Genomic DNA, 25,344 nt, shown 5'->3' on the forward strand with positions numbered 1-25,344 from the left:
TATCTAACTAAAAGGAGGCTGACGCTTAACTTTTGACTCGAACACCTCTTGAGGGTATTCTATATCAACCAGAAACAATGCCTGGGGCGGAACAGAAGTGCCCGCCTCACCTCTATCCATACTTTCAATCACTTTTTTGAATTGCTGCAGCGATAGCTTACCGCGCCCAACTTCCAACAAGGTTCCAACAACCGCACGAACCATATTTCTTAAGAAGCGATCTGCTTTAATAACAAAAACAGCACCTTGTGCCCGTGGCTCCCAGGCAGCATACAATATTTTACAATTATTGGTTTTTGTATCGGTATGTAATTTACTGAAGCTGGTAAAATCCGTATAGTCAAAAAGTAGCTTTGCTGCTTTATTCATTAATTCTATATCGACCCTAAACAAAGGCCGGTAACTAAATTCCGACAAAAAAGGATTCTTCTCGGTTTGAAGATAGTAGTGATAGGTTCTGGAGCTGGCATGAAATCGACTATGAGCCTCGCCATCTACCTTCAATATTGAATAAACGACAATATCCTTGCCTACTATCCTGTTCACTTTAAACACCAACTGCTCCGGGTCTTCAATCACTCCAACACAATCAAAATGCGCTACAAAATACGAGGCATGTACACCTGTATCCGTGCGGCCGCAACCAACAACATTAATATCTTGACGCAGTGCTTTATTAAGGGCATCATTCATCACCTCCTGCACCGAAATGGCGTTAGGCTGTATCTGCCAGCCATGAAAACGACTTCCATTGTAGGCCATTTCGATAAAATACCTGTGCATAGTTCCAATTGTAAAATTCAAGCGCAAACTTAAAAAATTATCGCCTCACTTACCACATTCTTCAAGGTTGACATCATATAAGCAAATGGCTAACTTTAATAGATAGCAACATATTTTACTTAAAACCAATAAACTTTACACCATGGAAACAATCAACGCGAAGACTGTAAGTCCTGAAATTACACCAATTAAAAAGGTTCTTGACACTTTATTAATAGCTCAGGAAGAAGGCAATCTTGAGCAATTTTCGAAGTGTTTTGCTCAAGACGAAAACACCTTAAACATTGGTACTGATTTAGATGAAATATGGTATGGGTGGTATGCTTTTTACGAATGGATGACCCAGGCAATAAAAACAAAACCAGACTATACTATAGCAGCCAAAGATACACGTATTCAACTGAGCCAATGCAAAGAGGTTGCCTGGTATTCACAACTACTTGACACCTGCTTTGAAACCAAGGGAGAACCATTCAGGCTGGAAGGATTCAGACACACCGGAGTGCTGGAAAAAAGAGATGGCAATTGGCTGATCGTTCAAAGCCACATTTCTGTACCTGACAACACTTTACCACCAACTGAATAAAAGTCAGCAATGTTTGTTTCAGTCATAACAGCCACACTAATTGTAATATTTACACAAGATTATAACTTGATGAGAGTCCGAATGGTGGAAGAACAAATTATCAGCAGGGGAATCACCGATAAAGAGGTAATTAAAGCACTTAAAAACGTCCCCAGACATGCGTTTGTTCCATCCGAACTGCAGCAATTTGCCTACGAAGACAGGCCGCTGCCCATTGGCTATAACCAAACCATTTCGCAGCCATACATTGTTGCCTACATGACAGAATTACTAAACCTTTCACCGAAGGATAAGGTACTGGAGATTGGCACGGGCTCAGGCTATCAAGCCGCTATTCTCGCCGAAGTAGCTAAAGAAGTATATACGATTGAAATTGTTAAACCTCTGGGCACGCAAGCCACACATACTTTAGATTCGCTAGGCTATGAGAATGTGTATTGTAAAATAGGCGATGGCTATCACGGATGGGAAGAACATCAGCCCTACGATGCCATCATGCTGACTGCAGCCCCTGAGAGCATACCTGAACCTCTCATTGACCAACTAAAGGAAGGCGGTTCTATTATCGCCCCTATAAAAACTGGTTTTCACCAGCAACTAATCATCTATCATAAAAAAAATGGAAAGTTGAGAAGCAAACGACTGATTAGCGTTCGATTTGTTCCATTTACACGAGAAGCTAATAAACAAAAATAGAACCTATGCGTTTAGCTTTATATTGTATAACAATTAATTAACACAAACTAATGAAACAAACATTTGCAATCCTAATACTTATTCTACTATCATGCGCTATTACATATAGTCAGCAATCCTTTTACGATTTTAATGTAAATACCATTGATGGTCAAACATATGATTTATCAGCACTTAAAGGAAAAAAAGTGATGGTTGTTAATGTGGCCAGTAAATGTGGATTAACTCCTCAGTACGAACAACTTCAAAAAGTACATGAATTATATGGCGGAGATGACTTTATGATTATAGGATTTCCGGCCAACAATTTTTTAAGCCAGGAGCCCGGCTCTAATGATGATATCAAAACATTCTGTACTGAGAACTATGGCGTCACCTTTTTAATGATGAGTAAAATATCTGTGAAAGGTGACGATATACACCCACTCTATAAATGGTTAACAACTGGAGAATTAAACAACTTTGGAGATAGCAAGGTAAAATGGAATTTCCAGAAATATTTAATCAATCAACAAGGAGAAATTGAAAAAGTGATTGATCCTAAAACGAAACCTGATGACCAGGAAATTATCGAATGGATAATGAATTAAAAAAGTTACCGGCTTTCAGACAACTACCTTAAATGCAATCTTTCTGTTATTCCGGTAACTTTTACAATATACAAATGGCCGACTCATGAATCGGCCATTTTTTTATTTCGTAATAATGGCTTTAGTTTAAACCACGCTTCTCCAGCAAAGGCTGAAGCGATGGCTCTTGACCTCTGAATTTCAAATACTGCACCATTCCTTCATCATTGCCACATTCCGACAAGCAGTGTTGACGAAACTTCTGAGCCAATTCTTTATTGAATATATCTCCACTCTGCTTAAACGCATCAAAAGCATCTGAATCAAGCACAGCAGCCCATATGTATACATAGTAACCCGCAGCATAAAAGTCACTACTAAAGATATGACCAAAATAGGTAGAACGATATCTTGGAATAATCTCATCAATTAAACCAATATTACCCATGGCCTCTTTCTCAAAATCAAGCGTATTTTCCACAACATCTCCTGCTTTCAGACTATGCCATTTAAGGTCAAGTAATGAAGCTGCCAGATATTCTACGGTGGCAAATCCCTGATTAAAATGTCCACTCTTCTGAATCTTTTCAATCAACTCATCTGGAATAACCTCGCCTGTTTCATAGTGACGTGCATAATGTTTTAGTACAGTAGGCTCAGCAGCCCAATTTTCCATCACCTGCGAAGGCAATTCAACGTAATCCATTGGCACCACACCAGCAGTACGCTTATATTCGCCATCAGTAAACAAGGCATGTAGACCATGTCCGAATTCATGAAACAAGGTACTTACTTCATCAAATGTTAATAATGCAGGCATATCACCAGTAGGTTTAGTGAAGTTACATACCAGCGATACCAGAGGAGATATCTTCTTGCCATCTTTGGTAATAGCATTACGGAAACTGGTTTGCCAAGCACCAGGGCGCTTGCTTTCGCGCGGATGGTAATCAAGGTATAATAAACCAATATGCTCGCCATTGGCCTCCTTCACCTCAAAAACTTCGGCTTCAGGATTGTAAACTTCTATATTATTCAGTGGCGTAAATGTAATTCCGTACAGTTGATTAGCCACCCAAAACATTCCCTCTCGCACATTCTCCAATTGAAAATACGGGATTACCTCTGCCTCATCCAGGTCATATTTGGCTTTTCTCAGCTTCTCGGCATAGTACCACCAATCCCATGACTGCAATTCAAAATTACCACCTTCCTGGTTAATGATTGCTTGCATTTCCTTCAACTCCTGTTTAGCTACTTTTAGGGCCGGTCTCCACAAGCCCATCAGAAACTCATCTACATTTTGAGGAGTTTTCGCCATGTTCACAGCTATTGCATAATCCGCATGCGTTTCATAACCTAAAAGCTTAACGCGCTCGCTACGAATCATCGCCATTTTTCGAGCAATTTCTTTATTATCAAACTCATCATTGTTGTTACCGCGCATAAAATAGCCTCTGTAAATCTTCTCACGCAAAGCTCTGTTTTCGGCATACTGTAAAAATGGAATTAAGCTAGGCTTTTGTAAGGTAAACACCCATTTACCTTCCATACCATTGGCTGCAGCTGTTTCAGCAGCACCTGCAATAACACCCTCTGGTAAACCAGCCAGATCTTCAGCATTATCAACAACAAGTTTGAAATTCTTATTAGTCTCTGCCAACTGATTTTCTTCAAATTTTAATTGAAGACCAGCTAACTCTTCATTGTACTTCTTAAGCTGTTCCTGATCCTCGGTAGAAAGCAGAGCACCGTTACGCACAAAGTCATTATAATACTTTTCAGTCACGCGCTTTTGAGCAGCAGATAATTGCGCTTCGTCCATTTGCTCATAAACTGCTTTAACCCGACCAAAAAGCTCCATATTCATCGAAATATTATCAGAATGCTTGGTTAGCAATGGCGTTATTATCCGAGCTATTTCCTGAATTGAGTCATTATTGTCTGTCCCCTGAATATTAAAGAAAACAGCACTTACACGCTCCAAAAGCTCACCCGAACGATCATAGGCCAATATGGTATTTTCAAAATTCGGTGCATCATTATTAGCTACAATCGCCTGAATTTCTTCCTGCTGTTCTGCCATTCCTTTTTCGAAAGCAGGCATGTAATGTTTGACCTCAATCAGGCTAAAAGGTGGTGTTTGAAAAGGAGTGTTGTAGGTTGTAAAAAACGGATTCATAATTTCAGGTGTCTTTGTTTGACATCCACTTACCAGCAGCACGGCTACCAGTAGTCCACTAAAGATTTTAATCATTTCAATAGATTTTATAAAATGTAAAATACTGTCTGAATAGCATTATCAATTGCCACTCAAAAGTATAAAAAAAAAGACACCCAAAAATTGGATGTCTTTATGTTGTACAACTTATACTATTTACGATTTTAATTGAGCTTCAATCTCCTTTATTTGCCCTTTAAAATCTTTATCTGTTTCAATGAGGTTATTGATAGCCTTACAGGCATGCAATACTGTGGCGTGGTCTTTCTTGCCAATCTTTGCGCCAATGGTTGACAATGATGAATTGGTAAGACCTTTGCTAAAAAACATGGCAATCTGCCGTGCCTGTACTATTTCACGCTTCCTCGTCTTTGACTGCAGAATATCAAGTTCCAAACCAAAGTAATCACATACGGTTTGCGAAATTGAGTCAATAGATAACTCCTTGCTCGTTTTCTTAACCAGTTTGTCAATTATCTGCTTTGCCGTCTCAAAGGTTATCTCTTTTTTATTCAGCGTTGCTTGTGCCAAAAGCGAAATCAAAGCTCCTTCTAACTCACGCACATTATTAACTACATTGCTGGCGATATAATACACTACCTCTTCGGGCACTGTAAGTCCATCCTTATAAATCTTTTTATTTAGAATGGATACCCGCGTTTCAAAATCAGGAATCTGCAAATCCGCAGACAATCCCCACTTAAATCTTGAAAGTAAACGATCTTCCATGCCATGCAGCTCTACAGGAGCTTTATCACAGGTTAGAATTAATTGCTTTCCTGACTGATGCAAATGATTGAATATATGAAAGAAGGTATTTTGCGTTTTAGTTTTCCCGGCAAATTCCTGTACATCGTCGATGATCAATACATCAATCATTTGGTAGAAATTCAGAAAGTCATTTTGCGAGTTATTGCGTACTGAATCGGTAAACTGAGTTTGAAACTTATTGGCATTAACGTACAAAACAGTTTTTTCAGGCATATTGCGCTTCACCTCAATACCAATTGATTGAGCCAGATGGGTTTTACCCAAACCTGAATTTCCATACAGAAACAAGGGATTAAAAGCGGTTTTTCCGGGATTTTTAGCCACTGCTAAACTCGCACTTCTTGCCAAACGATTACATTCACCCTCTACAAAATTCTCAAAGCTGTAATCGCCATTAAGTTGAGGATCTACATTTAGTCGCTTAATTCCAGGAATGACAAACGGATTTCTGATATCTGGCTTTTCCTGATTGGTAACACTGACAGGTCGATTGCGAAGATCTGCTTTGTTACTAGTCGGGAAATTTAAAGTATAAGGTTGCTGATTGGCCATATGAGCATTATCCATCACAACATTATACTCCAACTTGGCATTAACACCAAGTTCCTTTCTGAGTGTCTTACTCAATAAGTCAATGTACTGCTCCTCTAGATACTCATAGAAGAAAAGGCTGGGTACCTGAATCGTTAAAACATCCTTATCTATTTTAACGGGTACAATAGGTTCAAACCAGGTCTGGTAACTAATCTGTGGAATATTGTCTTTGATAACGCTCAAACAATTCCCCCAAATTCTTTTGCAATCGACTTCCATTCTTTCTGTTTCCTTAATAGAATTATGTTTGATAACTACTTTAAATGCGAAAACAAAAATTGTGAAAAAAAAAATGAAAAAAAAACGTTAATTCTCTTGACATTTTTATTTCGACGATATGATGCCTAGTAATCAAGCAATTAAAAATAAATCAGATAATACACACATAATCAGACACTTGTGTACATTTGATAACTTTTAATTAACACGTGAAATCCACTGTATTTAAACTACTTGGAAGAAATGATGAAAAGATTCGAAAAAATTTTCAAAAAAATTATCGCTCACCTATTTAACAATAAATTGTGAATTTACTTAGCTTTTCGACGGGCTTTTTTAAGACTAATTGGCACGCCATTTTCCAAAGCCACAATATTAGCTTCGTCATACAAATCCTTCACTTCATCTAATATTTTAGATGCTTCGTCAAAATATCGGGTTTGACCCAAGCTATAAATATATTTCGAATCACGATAATCTTCGAATATTTTATACTTGCCATCCAAAATTGTCGAATCGATTTTTGCCGGAGTTTTGGATGCAAGAATTTGAATTTCATAAACGATACCTCCAACACCATATGCCTGATCTGTCACCATTACCTTACGACCAAAATTAACCGCAGAGAATGATACATACCTGTCGGGATTATGTCTGAAATCAATTAATAAGCGATTAAGACTATTACTCACATCGTTAAGCGAATAATAAAATTCATCATCGGACATTAGCTTACCCAATGAACCTTTTCCATCATTAATACTATCCAACAAATCATTGGCACTGCTTAAAGTCGACCGTAACTGCTCAACTGTGGCATCGATATTGGCATCTTCCAGTTGCTGACTAAAGTTAGCCAAATTAGAAAAAGTCGAATCAATATGCGGACGCTGAGCTGAAAGCATCGCAACCAATGAATCAGTACGCTGCAACATCATGGTAACTTCCCCATCATCCTCCATCTTTTTTGCGAGGTTGCGACTTATGGATTCAAAATGCCTTAATGAGCGGTCAAGGTTATACATACTTGAATGAAAACGACTCTTCTCCTCACTGAAAATCTGACCTATATTTGTCAACACAGTATCGAGCTTAACAATTAATCGCTCAGTTTTATCTTTCAGAGGTAATACTTCCATACTCATCTTATCGGCCAAGTCACCAACAACAGATGTATTCATTGTATCACCAACAGCCAACATTTGCTCACTATGCCCTATTATAAACTGAACACCCTTTGTACCCATCAAATCAAGACTGTAAATTTGTGCTTTAGAGTCGGCAGGAATACCAATCTCATCAAATAAGGTGAAGGTTACCAAAAATCGATTAGGCTGTGTTGGGTGAAAATTTATATCCCTGACTGTTCCAACCTTAAATCCTCTGAAATAAACCGGACTTGCTTTAGTTAATCCATCAATACGATCATAAACGCCATAATAAGAATTACCCACTTCAATTAAATTATGCCCTTTCAGAAAGTTAAATCCCCAAATGACAATAATAAATGAAACAAATACGGTCAGACCTATCTTTACTTCTTTTTTCATAGTTTATGATGTTTGTGGATAATACCGAAGTATTAAATCAAGCGCAATTTAACAAAAATAATATCAATAGCCTAAACCTCTACTTTTGCTTATTCTGAATTTTGCGCGCATCAGCAATCGGTATACGATCATTTCCATGGAAAGCTATAACAAAAGCACCACCAACCTTTTGACGAACTTCTGTTAAAGAGCTAATGATTTCGCTATAACTATTGGTACAACACGTGGTGTATTTATACCGTTCACCCTCCTGAAACATCCAGACGTCATCAAATAGAGCATAAACCATAGTTCCTTCCTGTATTTTCTTTTTCGAGGAAGCGACCTGGATGCGGTAATTGACACTATCAACTATAGTAATTTCGGGTTCTTCAACAACCTTAGCCAGCTTACTCTTGGCATCAAACTCATTTTTATAATCGCGTACAGCTCTGAAAATAGCTGAAGCCATATATGTTTGCCCTCGTTCTGAGGCAATAAATTTCTCCTCAGTATTATTAGTAAGAAATCCCAACTCAACCAGCACACTTGGCATGGTTGCCTGGCGTAACACCAGAAATCCAGCCTGTTTAACCCCACGGTCTCGCCTCCCAACACGCTCCTTAAATTGTTTTTGCACCAAAGAAGCCATATAAATACTTTGATCGATATGAATATTCTGCATCAACTCGAATATAATATATGATTCAGCAGAATTAGGATCAAACCCTTCATAGGTGGTTGTATAGTCTTCTTCCAACACAATCACGGAGTTCTCCAGCTTGGCAACTTCCAGGTTTTCTTTGGTTCGATGTAAACCTAACACAAAAGTCTCTGCTCCATATATTTTAGGCGTCGAGATAGCATTAGCATGTATCGAAATAAACAAGTCTGCCTTGTTTTTATTGGCAATTTCAGCTCGTTTATTAAGCGGTACAAATACATCTTTGGTGCGCGTATAGATAACATTTACATCAGGCATCTTCTCCTTAATATAGCCACCAAGCTTAAGTGCGACATTTAAGACAATATCCTTTTCCTTTGCCTGCTTACCAATAGCTCCTGGATCTTTGCCACCATGACCAGCATCAATAACCACTGTTTTAAAAACCATATCCTGCTGAGCTTGTAGCTTAGTATTGTTAAAAAACCATAAAGCAACCAGACAGAAGAAAAATACAAGACGTGTTTTAAATAAATAAATTGTCATACATTTAGATTATTGCAGTTCAAAAATAGGAAAATTATACACAGCTAAAAAAGGCTGCGTAGTGCATTATTTAAAGGACATGCCCAGGTATGCGCATTTTTTAATTATTTTTGTGAACGCTTGAAAAAAATACCATTTTGACACTGATTAGAACTAAAGCATATAAGGCACTGAACCCAATTGTATTAACAATTACTTTGCTACTTATATCGCCTCACTTTGCTGGCTTATGTGCCCAGGAAACAATACAAAGCTCCGATTCTCAAATAGCCGAATCATCATCGGACAGTACTCAGGTGCACTCCGGATCCTTTATTATAGACTCTGAAGTTAATTATAAAGCCACTGATTCCATTGATTTTGATCTGAGAACGCAAAAAACCTATCTGTATGGCAATGCCGAAGTAAGTTATCAGGATATCTTACTCAAAGCACACACCATCGTACTAGACATGGATAGCAGTACTGCTTTTGCATACGGCACCAAAGATACGTTGGGCAATGAAATAGGGCTACCCGTTTTTACTGATCCCAGTGGTGAATACACCATGCGCCGTATGCGGTATAATTTCAAAACTGAGAAAGCCATTATCGAACATATTGTTACCGAACAAGGCGAAGGTTTTGTGGTAGGAAATAAAGCTAAAAAGATTGAGGACAACTCCTATTGCATGAAGCATGCCAAGTATACAACCTGCGATTGTCATGATCATCCACACTTTTATCTGAACCTTACTAAAGCAAAAGTTATTCCAGGAAAGAAAACTATTACGGGTCCAGCCTATCTGGTGGTGGAAGACGTCAAGCTTCCCATTTTTGTACCTTTTGCAATGATACCTACGACCAGCTCTTACAGCTCTGGTTTTTTATTTCCATCCTACCGCGATGAGCAAATCAGGGGTTTTGGTTTGACCGATGGTGGTTATTACTGGGCAGCAAATGACTACTTTGACTTTATGGTCAAGGGCGATATATTTACCAATGGTTCATGGGCCATCAGAACCGGCTCAAACTATAAATTGAGGTATAAATACAGCGGGCGATTCAATTTTCAATACATTAATAATATATACAGCGAAAAAGATTTGCCAGACTACAGGGTCACCAAGGATATGGCAGTCACATGGTCGCACCGGCAAGACGCTAAAGCCAACCCCTACCAAACATTCTCTGCCAGTGTTAATTACTCTACCAGTTCATTTGACCAGAACAACGTTAACAACCTATACAATCCTGCCAATAACGACATTTCAACCAATACAAAGCGGTCGAGTATATCATATGGCAAACGCTGGGCAGGTAAACCTTTTAATTTCTCCGCTAACTTACTTCACTCACAAAACAGTCGTGATACAACCATTGACCTAACAATACCCGACCTGACATTTACAGTTAATCGGTTCTATCCGTTTAAGAAAAAGAACAAGGTTGGAACAAAGGAAAACATGTTTGAGAAAATCAATCTCTCGTACACTGGTAACATGAAAAACTATGTACATGCCAAAGAATCTGAATTAGGCTTCTCAGGTGATGACTTTGCCAACCAGTGGAAGAATGGTGTTAAACACAGTATCCCTGTAGCCATGAATTTGAAATTCCTCAAGCACTTCACAGTTACACCTTCGTTTAATTATACTGAACGCTGGTACCTGAATAAAATTGAGAAAGGCTATGACGAAGAGGAAAATAAAATTGTTAATACCGACACCATAACAGGGTTTAACCGTGTATACGATTACAGTTTTAGTGCCGGTACTTCAACAAAAATCTATACGTTCTTTCGCCCCTGGCGTAAGCTTTTTGGCGACAAAGTCGATGCAATCAGACATGTAGCTACGCCATCAGTTTCCATGTCGTATCGCCCTGATTTTGGCGACTCCAAATATGGTTATTACGACTGGTTTGAATATTACGATGAAGACCGCGATGAAATTGTGAGGCACGATTATTCATACTACGATGGTGCATTATATGGCGTGCCCGGGCGTGGTAAATCGGGCTCAATGAGCCTTAGCTTAGGCAACACCCTTGAGATGAAGGTCAAAAGTGAGAAAGACACTACAGGCTTTAAAAAACTTAAAATACTGGAGAGTTTAAACTTCAGTACCAGCTATAATTTTCTGGCAGACTCCCTCAAGTGGCAACCCATTAACATGACTGGTAGAACTAAACTCTTTGGCACCAATGTTAACTTTGGAGCACGCTTTGATCCTTACGCTATTGATACTACCAGTACTGGTCAGCCTATACGTGTTAACCAATCAGTTTGGGCACAGCAAGGCAAACTTTTGAGACTTGAAAGTGCCAACCTGAGTTTTGGGCTTAACTTCGGCTCCGATACCTTTAAAAAGAAAGACAAGAAAACAGGAACCGATCCAAATAGTACCGAAGAAGATCCGAATGCTCTTCCGCCAGATCCCTTGAATAATCAAGAATTCGATCCTCAAGCTGCATTCCAGGGAGGCAACGCTACTTTTGTTAAAGGAGATGATGGCTATGCCAAATTTGAAATCCCCTGGAATATCTCACTGAACTATTCATTCAGATTAAGCCGCGGGCAGTTTAACAAGAGTAAAATGGACTATGATTTCAAAGTCACTTCCGACGTTAACCTCAATGGTAATGTTTCGCTAACCCCCAAATGGCGTATTAATTTTGCATCGGGATACAGCTTTGATCGCAAAGAAATAGCGCATACCAACGTTGGAATCAGTCGCGATTTACACTGTTGGAGCATGAATTTTAACCTTGTACCGGTTGGCCGATATAAGTCTTATTTCTTTACCATTCGGGTAAATTCAAGCATGCTTCAAGACCTCAAGTACGAAAAACGCAATCACCCTCGCGACAACGGTCTTTTCTAATCAATAGTGAATGATTAATCCTTAAATAAACTAATAATGAAAAAAGTAATTTCAACTAGCAATGCACCAGGTGCAATCGGCCCATACAGCCAAGCCATTGAAGCCAACGGCACTCTATACATTTCAGGACAAGTACCTGTTAATCCGGCCACAGGTAAAGTAGTGGAAGGCGGCATTAAAGAACAAACCGAACAAGTAATGAAAAACATAGCCGCCATACTTGAGGAGGCTGGCTATACTTTTGCCGATGTTGTTAAATCAACCTGTTTGTTAAGCGACATGAGTAATTTTGCAGCTATGAATGAGGTTTATGGTTCTTATTACAAAAAAAATCCTCCCGCGCGTGCAGCTTTCGCTGTGAAAGAATTACCACTTGGCGTTATGGTTGAGATAGAAACCATTGTAGTTAAGTAAGCTACCAAAACAAAACAAGATAATGAGCTCATGTAAGTAAATTGCATGAGCTTTTTTGTACCCCAAACTTTAACGCACAAAAAAACCACCATGTCCCCATGGTGGTTTATGTCTGTTTGAAAAATGTTTTTTAATCTATCCGAGATTAATAAAAATGTTATTCGGCTACCACCTCAATTGAGATGTCAACCTTAACTTCACGGTGTAGTTTCACGGTAGCCGTGTAAGTACCTAATTCTTTTGCATCCTCTTTCATAGAAATGTTCTTACGCTCAACGTTGAACCCTTCTTTAGTAAGTGCTTCAGCAATTTGAATAGTATTTACCGAACCGAAAATCTTACCGGTTGATGAAGCTTTAGCACCGATAGTAAATGACTTACCTTCCAGTGTCTTAGCTACTTCAAGAGCTTCATTCTTGATTTTCTCTTCTTTATGAGCTCTCTGACGCAAGTTTTCTGCGTGTACTTTCTTGGCTGAAGGAGTTGCCAAAATAGCAAGTCCCTGAGGAATCAAATAGTTACGTCCGTAACCATTTTTAACCGTTACAATTTCGTTCTTATGGCCAAGATTCTGAATATCTTCTTTTAAAATAATTTCCATCGTAAATCCTCCTTTTTCTTATTTCATCAAATCGGTTACGTATGGCAACAAGGCCAAGTGACGAGCACGCTTAACGGCTTGCGCAACTTTACGCTGATACTTTAAAGATGTACCTGTCAGACGGCGAGGTAAAATTTTACCCTGCTCGTTTAAGAATTTCTTTAAGAACTCAGGATCTTTGTAATCGATATACTTGATCTTGTTCTTTTTGAAACGACAGTACTTTTTCTTTTTAATTTCTACTGACGGAGGAGTCAAATACCTGATTTCTGATTGATTCTGTGCCATGGTCTAGTTCTCCTTTTCTTCTTTTTTAGTTGATCTTCTTTTCTCTGCATACGCCATAGCGTACTTATCTAATCTGAAAGATAAGAAACGGATAACACGCTCATCACGACGGAAAGCAGTCTCCAGCTTCGCAATAAATTCAGGATTAGCGTCGAATTCGAACAACTGGTAAAATCCTGTTGACTTCTTTTGAATTGGGTAAGCAAGCTTACGAAGTCCCCAATTTTCTTCATTTACCACTTTACCTCCGGCCTCAACAATCAAACCTTTGAATTTGTCGACCGCTTCCTTCATCTGAACATCAGACAAAACGGGAGTTAAAATGAAAACGGTTTCATAACGATTTAACATATCTTCTTAATTTTAGAAGGTTTAAATAATCAGGGCGCAAAGATAAAAATAAATTAAGAAGAAACAAAGCAGTAAATAAGCGAATTAGTTAAAAGACAGAAGGCAGAAGCTATTCATCATCAACTTCTGCCCTCTTCTTATATTTCTTATTCACTAAACTATTGTTTGTGTCCCGAGAAATAGCGCATAAATTGCACACGCTCGAAAACTTCTGGATTAGCAGATGTACTTTGACTCAAACGTCCTTTGAATTCATTAATTGAATTGACACCACGACGCTCCATCCATGCATCAAGCTCTTTCAACATAGCACCTATTACTTCAGGTCCTTCTTTATAAATAGCTGAAACCACCTCTACAGACGAAGCCCCGGCCATCAGCATTTTCACCATTGCCCGATAATCATGTATACCCGTGGAAGCAACCAAATCACTACCAGCCTGGGATGAAGCTATTGAAATCCAACGCAATGAATTCACATAGTCATCGGCATTGGAATACACTTTTCCGGTAATCACCTGGTCATTTTCAATATCGTAATCAACCGATGTGAAGCGGTTAAATAAAATTAGACCGTTAACACCTGAATGAGATAGACGATGAATCACATTGCCAAGATTGGTAAAATAAGGCGCTAATTTAATCCCTACTGGAATTGACAGACGCTCTTTCACTTTACGTACAATATCGAAATAGACCTTTTCTATCTCACCAGCTTCTTCTTTTATTCCAAAAGGCAGTTTGAATATATTTAGCTCGATGGCATCAGCACCAGCTTCTTCAATTTTATGAGCAAATGACACCCATTCGCTGTAACTGGTACAATTAATACTGGCAATGATAGGAATATCAACGCTTTCTTTTGCTTCTCTAATAAGCGAAACGTAGCTTTCCAACACCTCGTTTTTCACCTGATAGTCGTAATAATCATAAAACTCCAGGTTATTCTCATCCATCCCCAGCTGCTGACCTATGGTTTGCTCAGCTTCCGCTTTAATCTCTTCTTCAAAAACCGACTTCAGCACAATAGCTGCCGCACCTGCTTTGGCCAATTTTTTAATACCCCCAATAGTAGAAGCCAGTCCTGAGCTCCCCACTACAATCGGGTTTTTTATTGGTAATCCTAAATATGTAGTTTCTAAATTTCGCATGAGCTTAAGGGTTTAGTTTGTCCTGTAAATAGTTATGCATCGATGCTGCCGCATTTCTTCCATCACCCATTGCCAATATAACCGTGGCTCCACCTCTTACAATATCACCACCAGCAAACATTTCAGGAATAGACGTTTGCAGCTTTTCTTCATCCACAACGATGGTTCCCCAGCGGGTTGTCTCAAGTTGTGGCAGCGAACTTGGTATTAGCGGATTAGGCGACACACCAACACTTACCACTACCGTATCAACCTCAATATCGTACTCAGAGCCCTCCATTGGCACCGGACGACGACGACCTGAGGCATCAGGCTCACCCAGCTCCATCTTTTGCACACGCACCTTACTTACTCGTCCTGTTTCATCAGCAAAATACTCCACCGGATTCGTCAGAGTCATAAACTCAATACCTTCCTCCTGCGCATGCTTAATTTCCTCAACACGTGCTGGCATTTCCTCCATTGATCGACGGTAAATAATCATTGCCCTGTCGGCCCCTAAACGCTTGGCCGTACGCACCGAATCCATAGCGGTATTACCTCCTCCGATCACAGCTACATTCTTCCCGCTGATAATTGGCGTATCAGTTGCAGGATTGGCTGCATCCATCAGGTTAACACGCGTAAGATATTCATTTGAACTAAGAATGCCTATGTAATTTTCTCCTGGAATATTCATAAAACGAGGCAATCCTGCTCCACTTCCTGTGAAAAAGCCCTGAAAGCCTTCTTCTTTTAAATCTTCAATGGTGGCTGTTCGACCTACAATAAAGTTCGTTTCAAACTTAACCCCCATCTTCTTCAGGTTATCAATCTCTACATCAACAATGCTGTTTGGCAAACGAAATTCGGGTATACCGTATTTTAGTACGCCTCCAATCTGATGCAAGGCCTCAAAAACAGTGACATCGTATCCATGCTTGGCCATATCACCAGCGAAGGTTAAGCCGGCCGGACCACTACCAATAACAGCCACTTTGATGCCATTGGGTGCGGCTACCTCAGGTACTGATATCTGACCTGATTCACGTTCGTAATCGGCTGCAAAACGTTCCAGGTAACCAATAGCCACTGGCTCTTTCTGCATTTTCACCTGGTAAAAACACTTGGCTTCACATTGCTTCTCCTGCGGACAAACACGACCACAAACAGCAGGCAATGCACTTGTTTCTTTAAGAACACGAGCTGCATCCAGAAACTCGCCCAACTCGATACGCTTGATAAACTTGGGAATATTGATTTCAACCGGACAGCCTGTAATACACGTTGGATCAGGACAATCCAGACAACGACGTGCCTCATCGATAGCTTCGTCTGCAGTCAACCCAGTATTTACCTCAACATTAGATTTGACGCGCTCATTAGGAGCGACCTCGCCCATATGAACACGCTTAAGCGCTGTGCGCTCTTTATTTTTAAGCAGCTTACGTACATCTACACGCCATGACTGCTCTCTCTCTTCTTTTAAAAATTCTTTAGTAACAGTCATTCTATTTGTCTTTAGATTTTAAGTATTGCTGCTCAGCACCTTTTTCAATTTCTTTATAACCATTCAGGCGAAGTAACATCTCATCAAAATCAACCTGATGGGCATCGAATTCAGGTCCATCAACACACACAAATTTCGTTTTACCTCCGACTGTTATGCGACAGGCACCGCACATACCAGTACCATCCACCATAATAGTATTTAAACTCGCCACAGTTGGCACATTATACTCCTTGGTTGTCAACGCGGCAAACTTCATCATGATGGCTGGCCCGATTACAACGGCCTCGTCCACTTTTTCACGCTCCATTACTTCTTTCATCCCATCAGTAATCAAACCTTTTTTACCATAGGAGCCGTCGTCTGTCATTATAATCACCTCATCAGAATATTCTGCTATTTGCTCCTCAAGGATAACTAAGTCTTTTGTGCGGGCCGCCAGAATGGTCACTACTCGGTTTCCGGCCTTTTTTAGCGCCTCAACAATGGGCAATAAAGGAGCAACGCCAACACCACCGCCGCAAGCCAGCACAGTGCCTACTTTTTCGATATGTGTAGCTTCTCCAAGTGGGCCAACCAAATCGGTTAGTTCATCACCCACATTTAAATCGGTAATGCGACGCGACGAAACGCCTACTTTTTGTATTACTAACGTAATGGTGCCCCTTTCAGGGTTTGCTGCCGCAATAGTCAACGGAATCCGTTCCCCTGTTTCACCAACTTTTACTATCACAAAATGCCCAGCTCGCCGAGCCTTTGCAATACGTGGAGCTTCAATTTCCAGACGAACAACGTTTTCTGAGAAATGCTCCTTTTCGACAATTTTGTTCATTATAACAAACTATTACTTAGTTATATACCTGAGACCAAGGTAGCCAGACAACAAATATCTGGTAATATTTTTTAGAATACTCAAAGGTAAAAATAGCGTTTGAATTAACCTCAAATTATGATATTAGTTATCTACTAATTATTTACATGCATTCTAAATTAGCCTATCTGCACTGATTATAAACTATTTCTGAAAGCCAATACTTTTATTTAACAAGGCTTATTAATAACTTACCTATCCATCCTAATGAATTAATTCAGATGAATATTGAAGCATTTTTTAAGTTAACATACGGGTTATACATCATCACAACAAAAGATGACAACAAGCTTAACGGCTACATTGCCAATACCGCATTCCAGGTAACAGCAGAACCCTCGCAAATAGCTATTAGCTGCAGTAAGAACAACCTTAGCTGCCAGATGATTCAGAATAGCGGTATCTTCTCAATTTCTGTACTCAAACAAAATGTTAGTGCCGACATTATTGGCTTATTTGGATACAAAAGTGGCAGTGAGATAAATAAATTTGAACACATCAATTATAAGACTGGAAAAAGCGGAGTGCCAATAGTTACGGATGATTGCCTGGCTTGGTTCGAGTGTAAAGTCAACAAAACAGTCGATGTAGGTACGCACATTTTATTTATTGCTACCATTGAAGATAATGAACTGCTGGATAAGTCAGGTACTCCTCTTACCTACGCTTATTATCATGAAGTCAAAAAAGGATTGGCGCCTAAGAATGCACCAACTTATATCGACGAATCCAGGTTGAACAAAGACACCTCTGGAAGCGAGGGTAAGCTACAAAAGTACAGGTGTCTGGCATGCGGTTATATTTATGATCCTGAGCTTGGAGATGAAGATTCAGGCATCGCACCCGGAACAGCATTTGAAGATATACCAGATGACTGGATTTGCTCAACATGCGGTTCAACCAAAGACATGTTTACTCCCGTTTAAAACGGGGTTTAATATTTAGAAACATCCTAAATTAGCCTAACACAACCTCAAAAACATAAAAACACCCCTTCGTTAGTTTATATTTGCTTAACCCAGATCACAAATAGTTAAATAAGATAAAAGAACAAACATGGAAAGCTTAAAAGGAACCAGAACCGAACAGAACCTGCTTAAAGCCTTTGCTGGTGAATCACAAGCCCGCAACCGCTATACCTACTTTGCCAAGCAAGCTAAAAAAGAAGGATTAGAGCAAATTTCAGCTATTTTTATGGAAACTGCTGAGCAGGAACGTGAGCATGCCAAGCGCTTCTTTAAGTTTTTAGAAGGTGGAATGGTTGAAATCACAGCCACTTACCCTGCCGGCATAATAGGCGACACAAAAGACAATTTAAAGGCAGCTGCAGACGGCGAAAATGAAGAATGGTCTGAGTTGTATCCTGAATTTGCAAGGATAGCCGAAGAGGAAGGTTTTAAGGAAGTAGCTGTTGCCTTTAAAATGATTGCCAAAGTAGAAGCACACCACGAGGCAAGATACCGTGCGCTATATAAAAACCTGGAAGAAGGTAAAGTATTTGAAAAAGATGGCAAGGTAACCTGGATGTGTCGCAATTGTGGTTTTATTCATGAAGGAACCAAGGCACCAAAAATGTGCCCTGCCTGCCTGCATTCACAAGCTTATTTCGAAGTAAAAGAATCCAATTACTAAGCCGCAGACTTAAGTATTGGCATACCCGAGGGCTCCTTCACTGGCGCCCTCTTTTTTTTGCATCGCAAAAAGCGTGTATTTTTGCAATTCAATTGAACAAGCATGAACATTGACGAACGATTAGAAAATACCAACTTTCCTCTGCCTGCTATTAGGGAGATTAACCTATCAAAACACCCAAGCAGCATTAGCCTGGGACTGGGCGAATTGAAAAGTTTCACTGTCGACCCGCAAATTTTTGACGCTCTCTCTTCCAATTGGAACAATGGCATTTCCTACACTCAAAATGCCGGCTTACCAGCTTTGCGGCAAGCCATAGCTAGAAATCAAAAACAACAAGATGGCTTTGACTATAACGAAAATCACGTTGTAGTGACGATTGGCGTACAAAATGCCATGTATACATCCATACGCACTTTACAAAAGCTGGGTGCGCAAAGAGTTTTAATACCTTCAATTCATTTTGGCATTTATAAAAAAATACCGGCTGAATTTGGCATGGAAGTCATTTGCTACCCACTGAACAGCGATTTCAGCATTAACCTGCCAGCATTGGAAGAACTGCTTTTACCGGATGACGTCATCATTATTAATTCGCCTTCTAATCCAACGGGTAAGGTCTTCTCCACTGTTGAGTTAAGCAATCTTGGCGAATTATTGTCGAGAAAACTGACAAAAGGCTATGCCTTAGCAGATGAAATATACAGTGCATTGGTATATGAAGGAGAAGCTGCGGAATCATTTTCTAAATTCTTCAAGCGAACAATAATTGCTAATGGCATATCTAAAAGTGGTGCTGTAGCAGGTTTGCGTGTTGGATGGCTGATTACCCGCAATGAAAATCTGGCAAAAGCATTTACATCTCATAATGCAACCATCATCAGCACACCACCTACAGCCAACCAGTATGCCGCCTTACCAATAGTCAATGGCCAAACAACAAATACCATTAACCAATACAACCAGCTCTTAAAAGTGAATCGCAATAAGGTAATGACCATGTTGGACTCCCTTGACATCGAATACAACACGCCCAGAGGAAGTTTTTATATATTCCCAAAAATTGGCAATAAAATAACTTGTAACATCAAAGAGTTTTGCATCACTACAGCCTCCAAAACCAATGGAGTAGTGGTCATTCCGGGCTTGGCTTTCGGCGCTGAAGAGTATATGCGCATCTCACTGGCAACAGCTGAGATGGATGAAGCTCTTATGCGGCTTAAAAAAGCCATTAAAGAATACCTTTAGACATAAAAAAAGGTGCAAATACTTGCACCTTTTACTCTTATATTTTCTTATCGCTTAAGCATTGAAGTGATACAAGAAAACAATCTCGCCTTCGTAGGCTGGTTTTCTGCTACCTTCAATTTCCAACTTAATACCAATATTCGCTCGTGTTACACCACGCAGGTTGACAGCATTATTAACTTTAGCATGCAAGCGTACCTTGCTGTTAACCAATACAGGGGCATTAAATTTCAATTTTTCAATCCCGTAATTAACCTGCATCTTAAGATTTTGAACATCTACAATCTGATTCCATAAGTGTGGTAAGATAGAAACAGTTAAATATCCGTGTGCAATAGTATTTCCAAACGGCGACTCGTTCTTCGCTTTTTCAACATCGGTATGTATCCACTGATGATCTAATGTTGCATCGGCAAAAAGATTGATTTGCTCTTGAGTAAATTCATGATAATCAGAAATTCCAAGGTCACTACCTATTAACTTTTCTAATTCGTCAAAACTCTTAATAACTACTTTACTCATCGTCTAATTGTTTTTTATTTGAAGCCGCTAAGATAAAATATTTCAACAAAGCTGCATAATCTGCTTCAACAATGGCAATTTCACACATAGGACAAATAGCGGCCATATCCGAAAACGTTTGCAAATCAGGTTTTTGAATAAAACGCTAAAGTAACTTCAATCTTAAAACGTGCTAAATCAGCACTACTAAAATCCATATATCACTTATATCAAGCATCTTAACAAAGATAAAACTATAGAATTAGCCGACATATGAAGAAAAACAACCCACTATACACATCGCTTAAGACTTACGGTATTCGTAAATTGCATAGGTGTAATTACATGACTTTATAATGGCCAACTATAGATTAAAACTTATAAAATGCATAATAAAACTCCACTGATAGGATTATTCCTGTTCCTCGCAAGCAGCATTAGTTTATTGGCTCAATCGAATGAGCGCGTGTTTGTTTCGGCAAACTACGAGAATAATGTACTATGTATAAATGTGAGTGATGGTTTGATCGCATTGACTCCGTTTACCCAATACAGCATGGAAGTCACTTTCAGAGCCAATGCAGATGAGCAACTCTTTCCCTCGCACGCCATTGCGCCCAAGAACCTTCCAGTGGAAGCTACTTATACCGAAACGGAACAAACCATTAAGCTTTCAACGGGTAAACTAAGTGCATTGATAAATAAAGCACCTTTCTCCATTAGTTATTATTATATCGAAAAGAGAATCCTTGACGAAGAGGCAGGTTACTTCGCCGACAGTGTCAAGCAGGGCTTTCGTTTCAAGCTGATGCCAGATGAACTAATGATGGGTGGTGGCGAAAGAGCTCTGGGTATGAATCGACGCGGTAATAAGCTCCAATTATATAACAGAGCCAGCTATGGTTATCAAACACATGCCGAGCTGATGTACTATTCTATGCCACTCCTCATTTCGTCAAACAAGTATATGCTAGGTTTTGACAATGGAGCCAGCGGATGGCTTGATATTGGCAAAACAGAAAGTGACGTACTGCAGTTTGATGCGGTTGGAGGCCGTATGAGTTACTTTATTGTTGCTGCTGATAGCTGGCCGGATTTGAATTACAACTTTACTCAATTAACCGGTCATCAGCCAATGTTGCCACGATGGGCTTTAGGTAATATTTCCTCGCGCATGGGCTACCACTCACAGCAAGAGGTTGAAACCGTTATTGATTTATATCAGAAAGACGATATCCCATTAGATGGCATTGTATTGGATTTGTATTGGTTCGGTCCGGATGTTACAGGCCATATGGGTAACCTGGAGTGGCATCGTGATTCATTTCCTGAGCCAGAGAAAATGCTTGAAAACAATAAGTCCAAGGGTATTAATACAGTGCTCATTACGGAACCATTCATCCTTAAAAACAGTGGCAAGTACAAAGAATGTGCAGAGCAGCAATTATTGGGAACCGATTCCCTTGGTAATCCTTATATTTTTGACTTTTTCTTTGGCACAACAGCATTACTTGACATATTTAAGCCCGAAACACAACATTGGTTCTGGGGCATTTACAAAAAGCATACACTGAGTGGCGTTGATGGCTGGTGGGGCGATTTGGGCGAACCAGAAGTTCATCCCGATGATCTTATGCATGTCAATGGTCGTGCCGATGAAGTACATAACTTGTATGGACATGAATGGGCTAAAACTATTTATAAAGGATATCAGCAAGACTTTCCGGATAATCGGCCGGTTATTCTGATGCGCGCGGGCTTTATTGGCTCCCAGCGTTACGGTCTGGTGCCCTGGTCGGGTGATGTGAGCCGCTCATGGGGGGGATTACAATCGCAGGTTGAAATTGCTCTGCAAATGGGCATGCAAGGTTTGGCCTATATGCATTCTGATTTAGGTGGTTTTGCCGGTGACTACAAGGATTCTGAACTTTATACACGATGGCTGCAATATGGGGTGTTTCAACCCATTTATCGAACACACGCCCAGGAAGATGTACCTCCTGAACCTGTTTTCTGGGATGACACCACCAAAGCTGGTGTCCGCGATTTCATTCGCTTACGTTATCAACTTACGCCCTACCTTTACACCTTGATGTATGAAAACACGGTAAAGGGATGGCCACTGATGCGCCCCCTGTTTTACATCGAAGACAATCCTGAGTTGTACAATGAAACCAAAACCTACTTATGGGGAGACAACTTCCTGGTATCACCAGTGGTTGAAAAAGGTCTTAAATCGCAATCGGTATATTTGCCTAAGGGACATAACTGGTTCAATTTCTTTACGGATGAAAAGTTTGAAGGTGGCCAAACAGTAAATGTTGCGACCGATATTTCAACGCTACCGGTATTTATTAAGGCGGGCTCGTTTATTCCGATGGTGCCTGTTTACAACAACATGACTGAGTACACGAGTGAGCACCTCATACTGCACTATTACCACGATCCTTCGATAAAAACGAGTACCGGCCAGATGTATGAAGACGATGGTAAAACGAAAGATAGCTATGCTTTAAATAAATACGAGGTTTTGAACTTTGAAGCTAGTCATCAGGGCAGCTTGCAGCTAACGATAAAACCCGAAGGCTATTATTACGAAGGAAAACCTGATGGCCGGCACATTGAGCTGATTATTCATAACTATTCTCATAAACCCAGAAACATCACCGTTAACGGCAATAAGATCAAAATCACAAAATCAAGCAATAAACTAAGCACTCGAAAAGGAGGAGCATATTATAATCTTCAGACTAAACAGCTGCACATCAATTCTGAAATGAGCAAAGAAGTATTAAAAGTATTAATCGATTAATTTAAACATATGCACAGATTATTAGCGATATGCGCATTGGCACTGGCAACATTAGCCTGCCAGCAACAAAAACCATCAGAAAGCAAGGAAACAACAGAACACAAAACTGTTGTTTACCAGGTTTTCACCCGACTCTTTGGCAATACAATCACAACTAACAAGGCTTGGGGAACAATAGAGGAAAATGGTGTTGGCAAATTCAGCGACTTCACCGACAAAGCCCTTTCTGAGCTAAAAGACCTTGGCATTACCCACATTTGGTACACAGGCGTGCCACATCATGCGGTTATCAATGACTATAAAGCTTATGGCATATCAAATGATGACCCTGATGTAGTAAAAGGTCGGGCTGGCTCACCCTATGCTGTTAAGGACTACTACAATGTGAATCCTGACCTGGCTGAAAATCCAGCGAACCGTCTGGAAGAATTCAAAGCCTTAATTGACCGTACACACCAGCACGGCATGAAAGTATTGATAGATATTGTACCCAACCATGTTGCCAGGCATTACGAAGGCAAAAATAATCAGGCAGGTGTATTGGATTTTGGAGCACAAGATGACACTTCTGTGGCATATGCTGTAAATAATAACTTCTACTACATCCCCGGTGAGTCATTTAAAGTACCAGATCCTGAAAATAACTACCAGCCGCTGGGTGGAGAAGTACATCCATTAGCCGATGGGCAGTTTGATGAAAATCCTGCCAAGTGGACCGGGAATGGCTCCAGACTGGCACAACCAGGTTTTCATGATTGGTATGAAACCGTTAAAATTAACTATGGTGTGCGCCCAGATGGCACAAAAGATTTCCCGGAGTTACCGGAAGGCTATGAACAGAAGGACTATAAAGCACACTATGCATTCTGGCAAAATAAAACCTTACCCGATTCATGGCTAAAGTTCCGTGATATTGCCTTGTACTGGACCGAACTGGGTGTTGATGGCTTTCGATTTGACATGGCAGAAATGGTGCCCGTTGAGTTTTGGAGTTTTATGAATTCTTCCATCAAAATGGCTAATGAAGATGCTTTTCTGCTGGCTGAAGTCTACAATCCTTCATTGTATCGTGATTACATCCACAAAGGTAAAATGGATTACTTGTATGATAAAGTAGAACTATACGATACGCTTAAACACATTATGCAGGGGCATGGCTTAACCGATAACCTGCCTGCTATACAAAATGGCTTGAAAGACATCGAACATCACATGCTTCACTTCCTCGAAAACCATGACGAACAGCGTATTGCAAGCCCTGAATTCGCAGGCGATGCAAAAAAAGGGATGCCAGCCATGGTTGTTTCAACTACCATCAGTACAGCCCCGACAATGATCTATTTTGGACAGGAAGTAGGCGAACCAGGTGCTGAGGATGCAGGATTTGGCAGTCATAGCCGCACAAGTATTTTCGATTACATAGGTGTACCACATCATCAGCGCTGGATGAACAATGGTGCTTTCGATGGAGGTCAGCTTTCAAATGAAGAAAAGAAACTGAGAGATTTCTATAAACGCCTACTGACTTTCTCGGTAAAAAGTCCGGCACTCATGGGTGAATACGAAGAGATTCACACCGTTAATCGTTCGCAATCGGAGAACTATAACGATAAGGTTTTTAGCTTCGTGCGCTGGTGCGATACAGAGCAACTAATCATCTGCTCAAACTTTCAACCAAATGACTCGCAACACTTTCAACTTACGATACCTGCAGAAATAATTAAGCAATGGCAGCTCCCTGATGGAGAATACCAACTGACTGACCAACTGTATGGCAGTACAAATCAGCTATTCGTTGAGGATGGTGAGGGTACGATAGATATCCATACCGAACCACTCGCTTCATTTATTTATAAAATCGACAACTAGATAGCATAACCGGTGACGCTTCAAGCAAGGTCACCGGTTTTTTGTTTATCACTTTTATTCCAAAGCCCTTTGGGA

General features: G+C 40.0%; 22 protein-coding genes. 10 read left to right on the forward strand and 12 right to left on the reverse strand.

Going from position 1 to position 25,344, the window contains the following annotated elements; genetic code table 11:
• Nucleotides 1-3 precede the first annotated feature (3 nt).
• On the reverse strand, nt 4-783 hold the full coding sequence (truA, locus tag KEM09_RS13580) for a tRNA pseudouridine(38-40) synthase TruA (protein WP_212229086.1): 780 nt from the start codon (nt 781-783) through the stop codon (nt 4-6).
• A 142-nt stretch (nt 784-925) separates the two neighbouring features.
• Between truA and KEM09_RS13585 the strand changes: the two genes are divergently transcribed.
• From KEM09_RS13585 to KEM09_RS13595, 3 genes are all read left to right on the forward strand, one after another.
• Nucleotides 926-1,369 carry a nuclear transport factor 2 family protein gene (locus tag KEM09_RS13585; protein WP_212229087.1) on the forward strand — a complete coding sequence of 148 codons (444 nt, stop codon included), beginning with the start codon at nt 926-928 and terminating at the stop codon, nt 1,367-1,369.
• A 69-nt stretch (nt 1,370-1,438) separates the two neighbouring features.
• Nucleotides 1,439-2,065 carry a protein-L-isoaspartate(D-aspartate) O-methyltransferase gene (locus KEM09_RS13590; RefSeq protein WP_212229088.1) on the forward strand — a complete coding sequence of 209 codons (627 nt, stop codon included), beginning with the start codon at nt 1,439-1,441 and terminating at the stop codon, nt 2,063-2,065.
• 50 nt (nt 2,066-2,115) lie between these two features.
• Nucleotides 2,116-2,655 (forward strand): glutathione peroxidase, encoded by a 540-nt coding sequence (locus KEM09_RS13595; RefSeq protein ID WP_212229089.1) that lies wholly within the window; start codon nt 2,116-2,118, stop codon nt 2,653-2,655.
• 121 nt (nt 2,656-2,776) lie between these two features.
• On the opposite strand, the gene KEM09_RS13600 is transcribed toward KEM09_RS13595, so the two are convergent.
• The 4 genes from KEM09_RS13600 to KEM09_RS13615 form a co-directional block, all read right to left on the reverse strand.
• Nucleotides 2,777-4,891, reverse strand: coding sequence for a M3 family metallopeptidase (locus tag KEM09_RS13600; protein WP_244825014.1), 2,115 nt, complete (start codon nt 4,889-4,891; stop codon nt 2,777-2,779).
• 120 nt (nt 4,892-5,011) lie between these two features.
• On the reverse strand, nt 5,012-6,439 hold the full coding sequence (dnaA, locus tag KEM09_RS13605; protein ID WP_212229091.1) for a chromosomal replication initiator protein DnaA: 1,428 nt from the start codon (nt 6,437-6,439) through the stop codon (nt 5,012-5,014).
• A gap of 311 nt (nt 6,440-6,750) precedes the next feature.
• Nucleotides 6,751-7,989 carry an MlaD family protein gene (locus KEM09_RS13610; protein WP_212229093.1) on the reverse strand — a complete coding sequence of 413 codons (1,239 nt, stop codon included), beginning with the start codon at nt 7,987-7,989 and terminating at the stop codon, nt 6,751-6,753.
• Between the two features lie 79 nt (nt 7,990-8,068).
• On the reverse strand, nt 8,069-9,178 hold the full coding sequence (locus KEM09_RS13615) for an N-acetylmuramoyl-L-alanine amidase family protein (protein WP_212229095.1): 1,110 nt from the start codon (nt 9,176-9,178) through the stop codon (nt 8,069-8,071).
• A 137-nt stretch (nt 9,179-9,315) separates the two neighbouring features.
• Between KEM09_RS13615 and KEM09_RS13620 the strand changes: the two genes are divergently transcribed.
• On the forward strand, nt 9,316-12,042 hold the full coding sequence (locus tag KEM09_RS13620) for a putative LPS assembly protein LptD (protein ID WP_244825016.1): 2,727 nt from the start codon (nt 9,316-9,318) through the stop codon (nt 12,040-12,042).
• 36 nt (nt 12,043-12,078) lie between these two features.
• Nucleotides 12,079-12,456 (forward strand): RidA family protein, encoded by a 378-nt coding sequence (locus KEM09_RS13625; RefSeq protein ID WP_212229097.1) that lies wholly within the window; start codon nt 12,079-12,081, stop codon nt 12,454-12,456.
• Nucleotides 12,457-12,613: 157 nt separating this feature from the next.
• Here KEM09_RS13625 and rplI read toward each other — a convergent pair whose 3' ends face one another.
• From rplI to KEM09_RS13655, 6 genes are all read right to left on the reverse strand, one after another.
• Nucleotides 12,614-13,057, reverse strand: a complete 444-nt coding sequence (gene rplI / locus KEM09_RS13630; RefSeq protein WP_212229099.1) for a 50S ribosomal protein L9 — start codon at nt 13,055-13,057, stop codon at nt 12,614-12,616.
• A gap of 18 nt (nt 13,058-13,075) precedes the next feature.
• A complete protein-coding gene (gene rpsR, locus KEM09_RS13635) occupies nt 13,076-13,345 on the reverse strand; it encodes a 30S ribosomal protein S18 (protein ID WP_212188816.1) in 270 nt (89 codons plus the stop codon).
• Nucleotides 13,346-13,348: 3 nt separating this feature from the next.
• On the reverse strand, nt 13,349-13,696 hold the full coding sequence (rpsF, locus tag KEM09_RS13640; protein WP_212229101.1) for a 30S ribosomal protein S6: 348 nt from the start codon (nt 13,694-13,696) through the stop codon (nt 13,349-13,351).
• Nucleotides 13,697-13,854: 158 nt separating this feature from the next.
• The gene (locus KEM09_RS13645; RefSeq protein ID WP_212229103.1) at nt 13,855-14,847 is read right to left on the reverse strand and encodes a dihydroorotate dehydrogenase-like protein; all 993 of its coding nucleotides are present in this window, start codon (nt 14,845-14,847) and stop codon (nt 13,855-13,857) included.
• Nucleotides 14,848-14,851: 4 nt separating this feature from the next.
• Nucleotides 14,852-16,336 (reverse strand): NADPH-dependent glutamate synthase, encoded by a 1,485-nt coding sequence (gltA, locus tag KEM09_RS13650; protein WP_212229105.1) that lies wholly within the window; start codon nt 16,334-16,336, stop codon nt 14,852-14,854.
• Nucleotide 16,337: 1 nt separating this feature from the next.
• Nucleotides 16,338-17,168, reverse strand: coding sequence for a sulfide/dihydroorotate dehydrogenase-like FAD/NAD-binding protein (locus KEM09_RS13655; RefSeq protein ID WP_212188820.1), 831 nt, complete (start codon nt 17,166-17,168; stop codon nt 16,338-16,340).
• A 260-nt stretch (nt 17,169-17,428) separates the two neighbouring features.
• Here KEM09_RS13655 and rd point away from each other — a divergent pair, with 260 nt between their 5' ends.
• From rd to KEM09_RS13670, 3 genes are all read left to right on the forward strand, one after another.
• The gene (gene rd, locus KEM09_RS22085) at nt 17,429-18,133 is read left to right on the forward strand and encodes a rubredoxin (RefSeq protein WP_212229107.1); all 705 of its coding nucleotides are present in this window, start codon (nt 17,429-17,431) and stop codon (nt 18,131-18,133) included.
• A 130-nt stretch (nt 18,134-18,263) separates the two neighbouring features.
• Entirely contained in the window at nt 18,264-18,839 is a 576-nt protein-coding gene (rbr, locus tag KEM09_RS13665; protein WP_212229109.1) for a rubrerythrin, read from the forward strand.
• Between the two features lie 102 nt (nt 18,840-18,941).
• Nucleotides 18,942-20,087, forward strand: a complete 1,146-nt coding sequence (locus KEM09_RS13670; RefSeq protein WP_212229111.1) for a pyridoxal phosphate-dependent aminotransferase — start codon at nt 18,942-18,944, stop codon at nt 20,085-20,087.
• A 54-nt stretch (nt 20,088-20,141) separates the two neighbouring features.
• On the opposite strand, the gene KEM09_RS13675 is transcribed toward KEM09_RS13670, so the two are convergent.
• Nucleotides 20,142-20,609: a MaoC family dehydratase gene (locus KEM09_RS13675; RefSeq protein WP_212188824.1), complete on the reverse strand. Its 468-nt coding sequence runs from the start codon at nt 20,607-20,609 to the stop codon at nt 20,142-20,144.
• Nucleotides 20,610-20,973: 364 nt separating this feature from the next.
• Here KEM09_RS13675 and KEM09_RS13680 point away from each other — a divergent pair, with 364 nt between their 5' ends.
• Nucleotides 20,974-23,400, forward strand: a complete 2,427-nt coding sequence (locus tag KEM09_RS13680) for a glycoside hydrolase family 31 protein (RefSeq protein ID WP_212229113.1) — start codon at nt 20,974-20,976, stop codon at nt 23,398-23,400.
• Between the two features lie 9 nt (nt 23,401-23,409).
• Entirely contained in the window at nt 23,410-25,269 is a 1,860-nt protein-coding gene (locus KEM09_RS13685; RefSeq protein ID WP_212229115.1) for an alpha-amylase family glycosyl hydrolase, read from the forward strand.
• Nucleotides 25,270-25,344: the final 75 nt, after the last annotated feature.

It is taken from the genome of Carboxylicivirga mesophila, assembly GCF_018271975.1.
GTDB lineage: Bacteria > Bacteroidota > Bacteroidia > Bacteroidales > Marinilabiliaceae > Carboxylicivirga > Carboxylicivirga mesophila.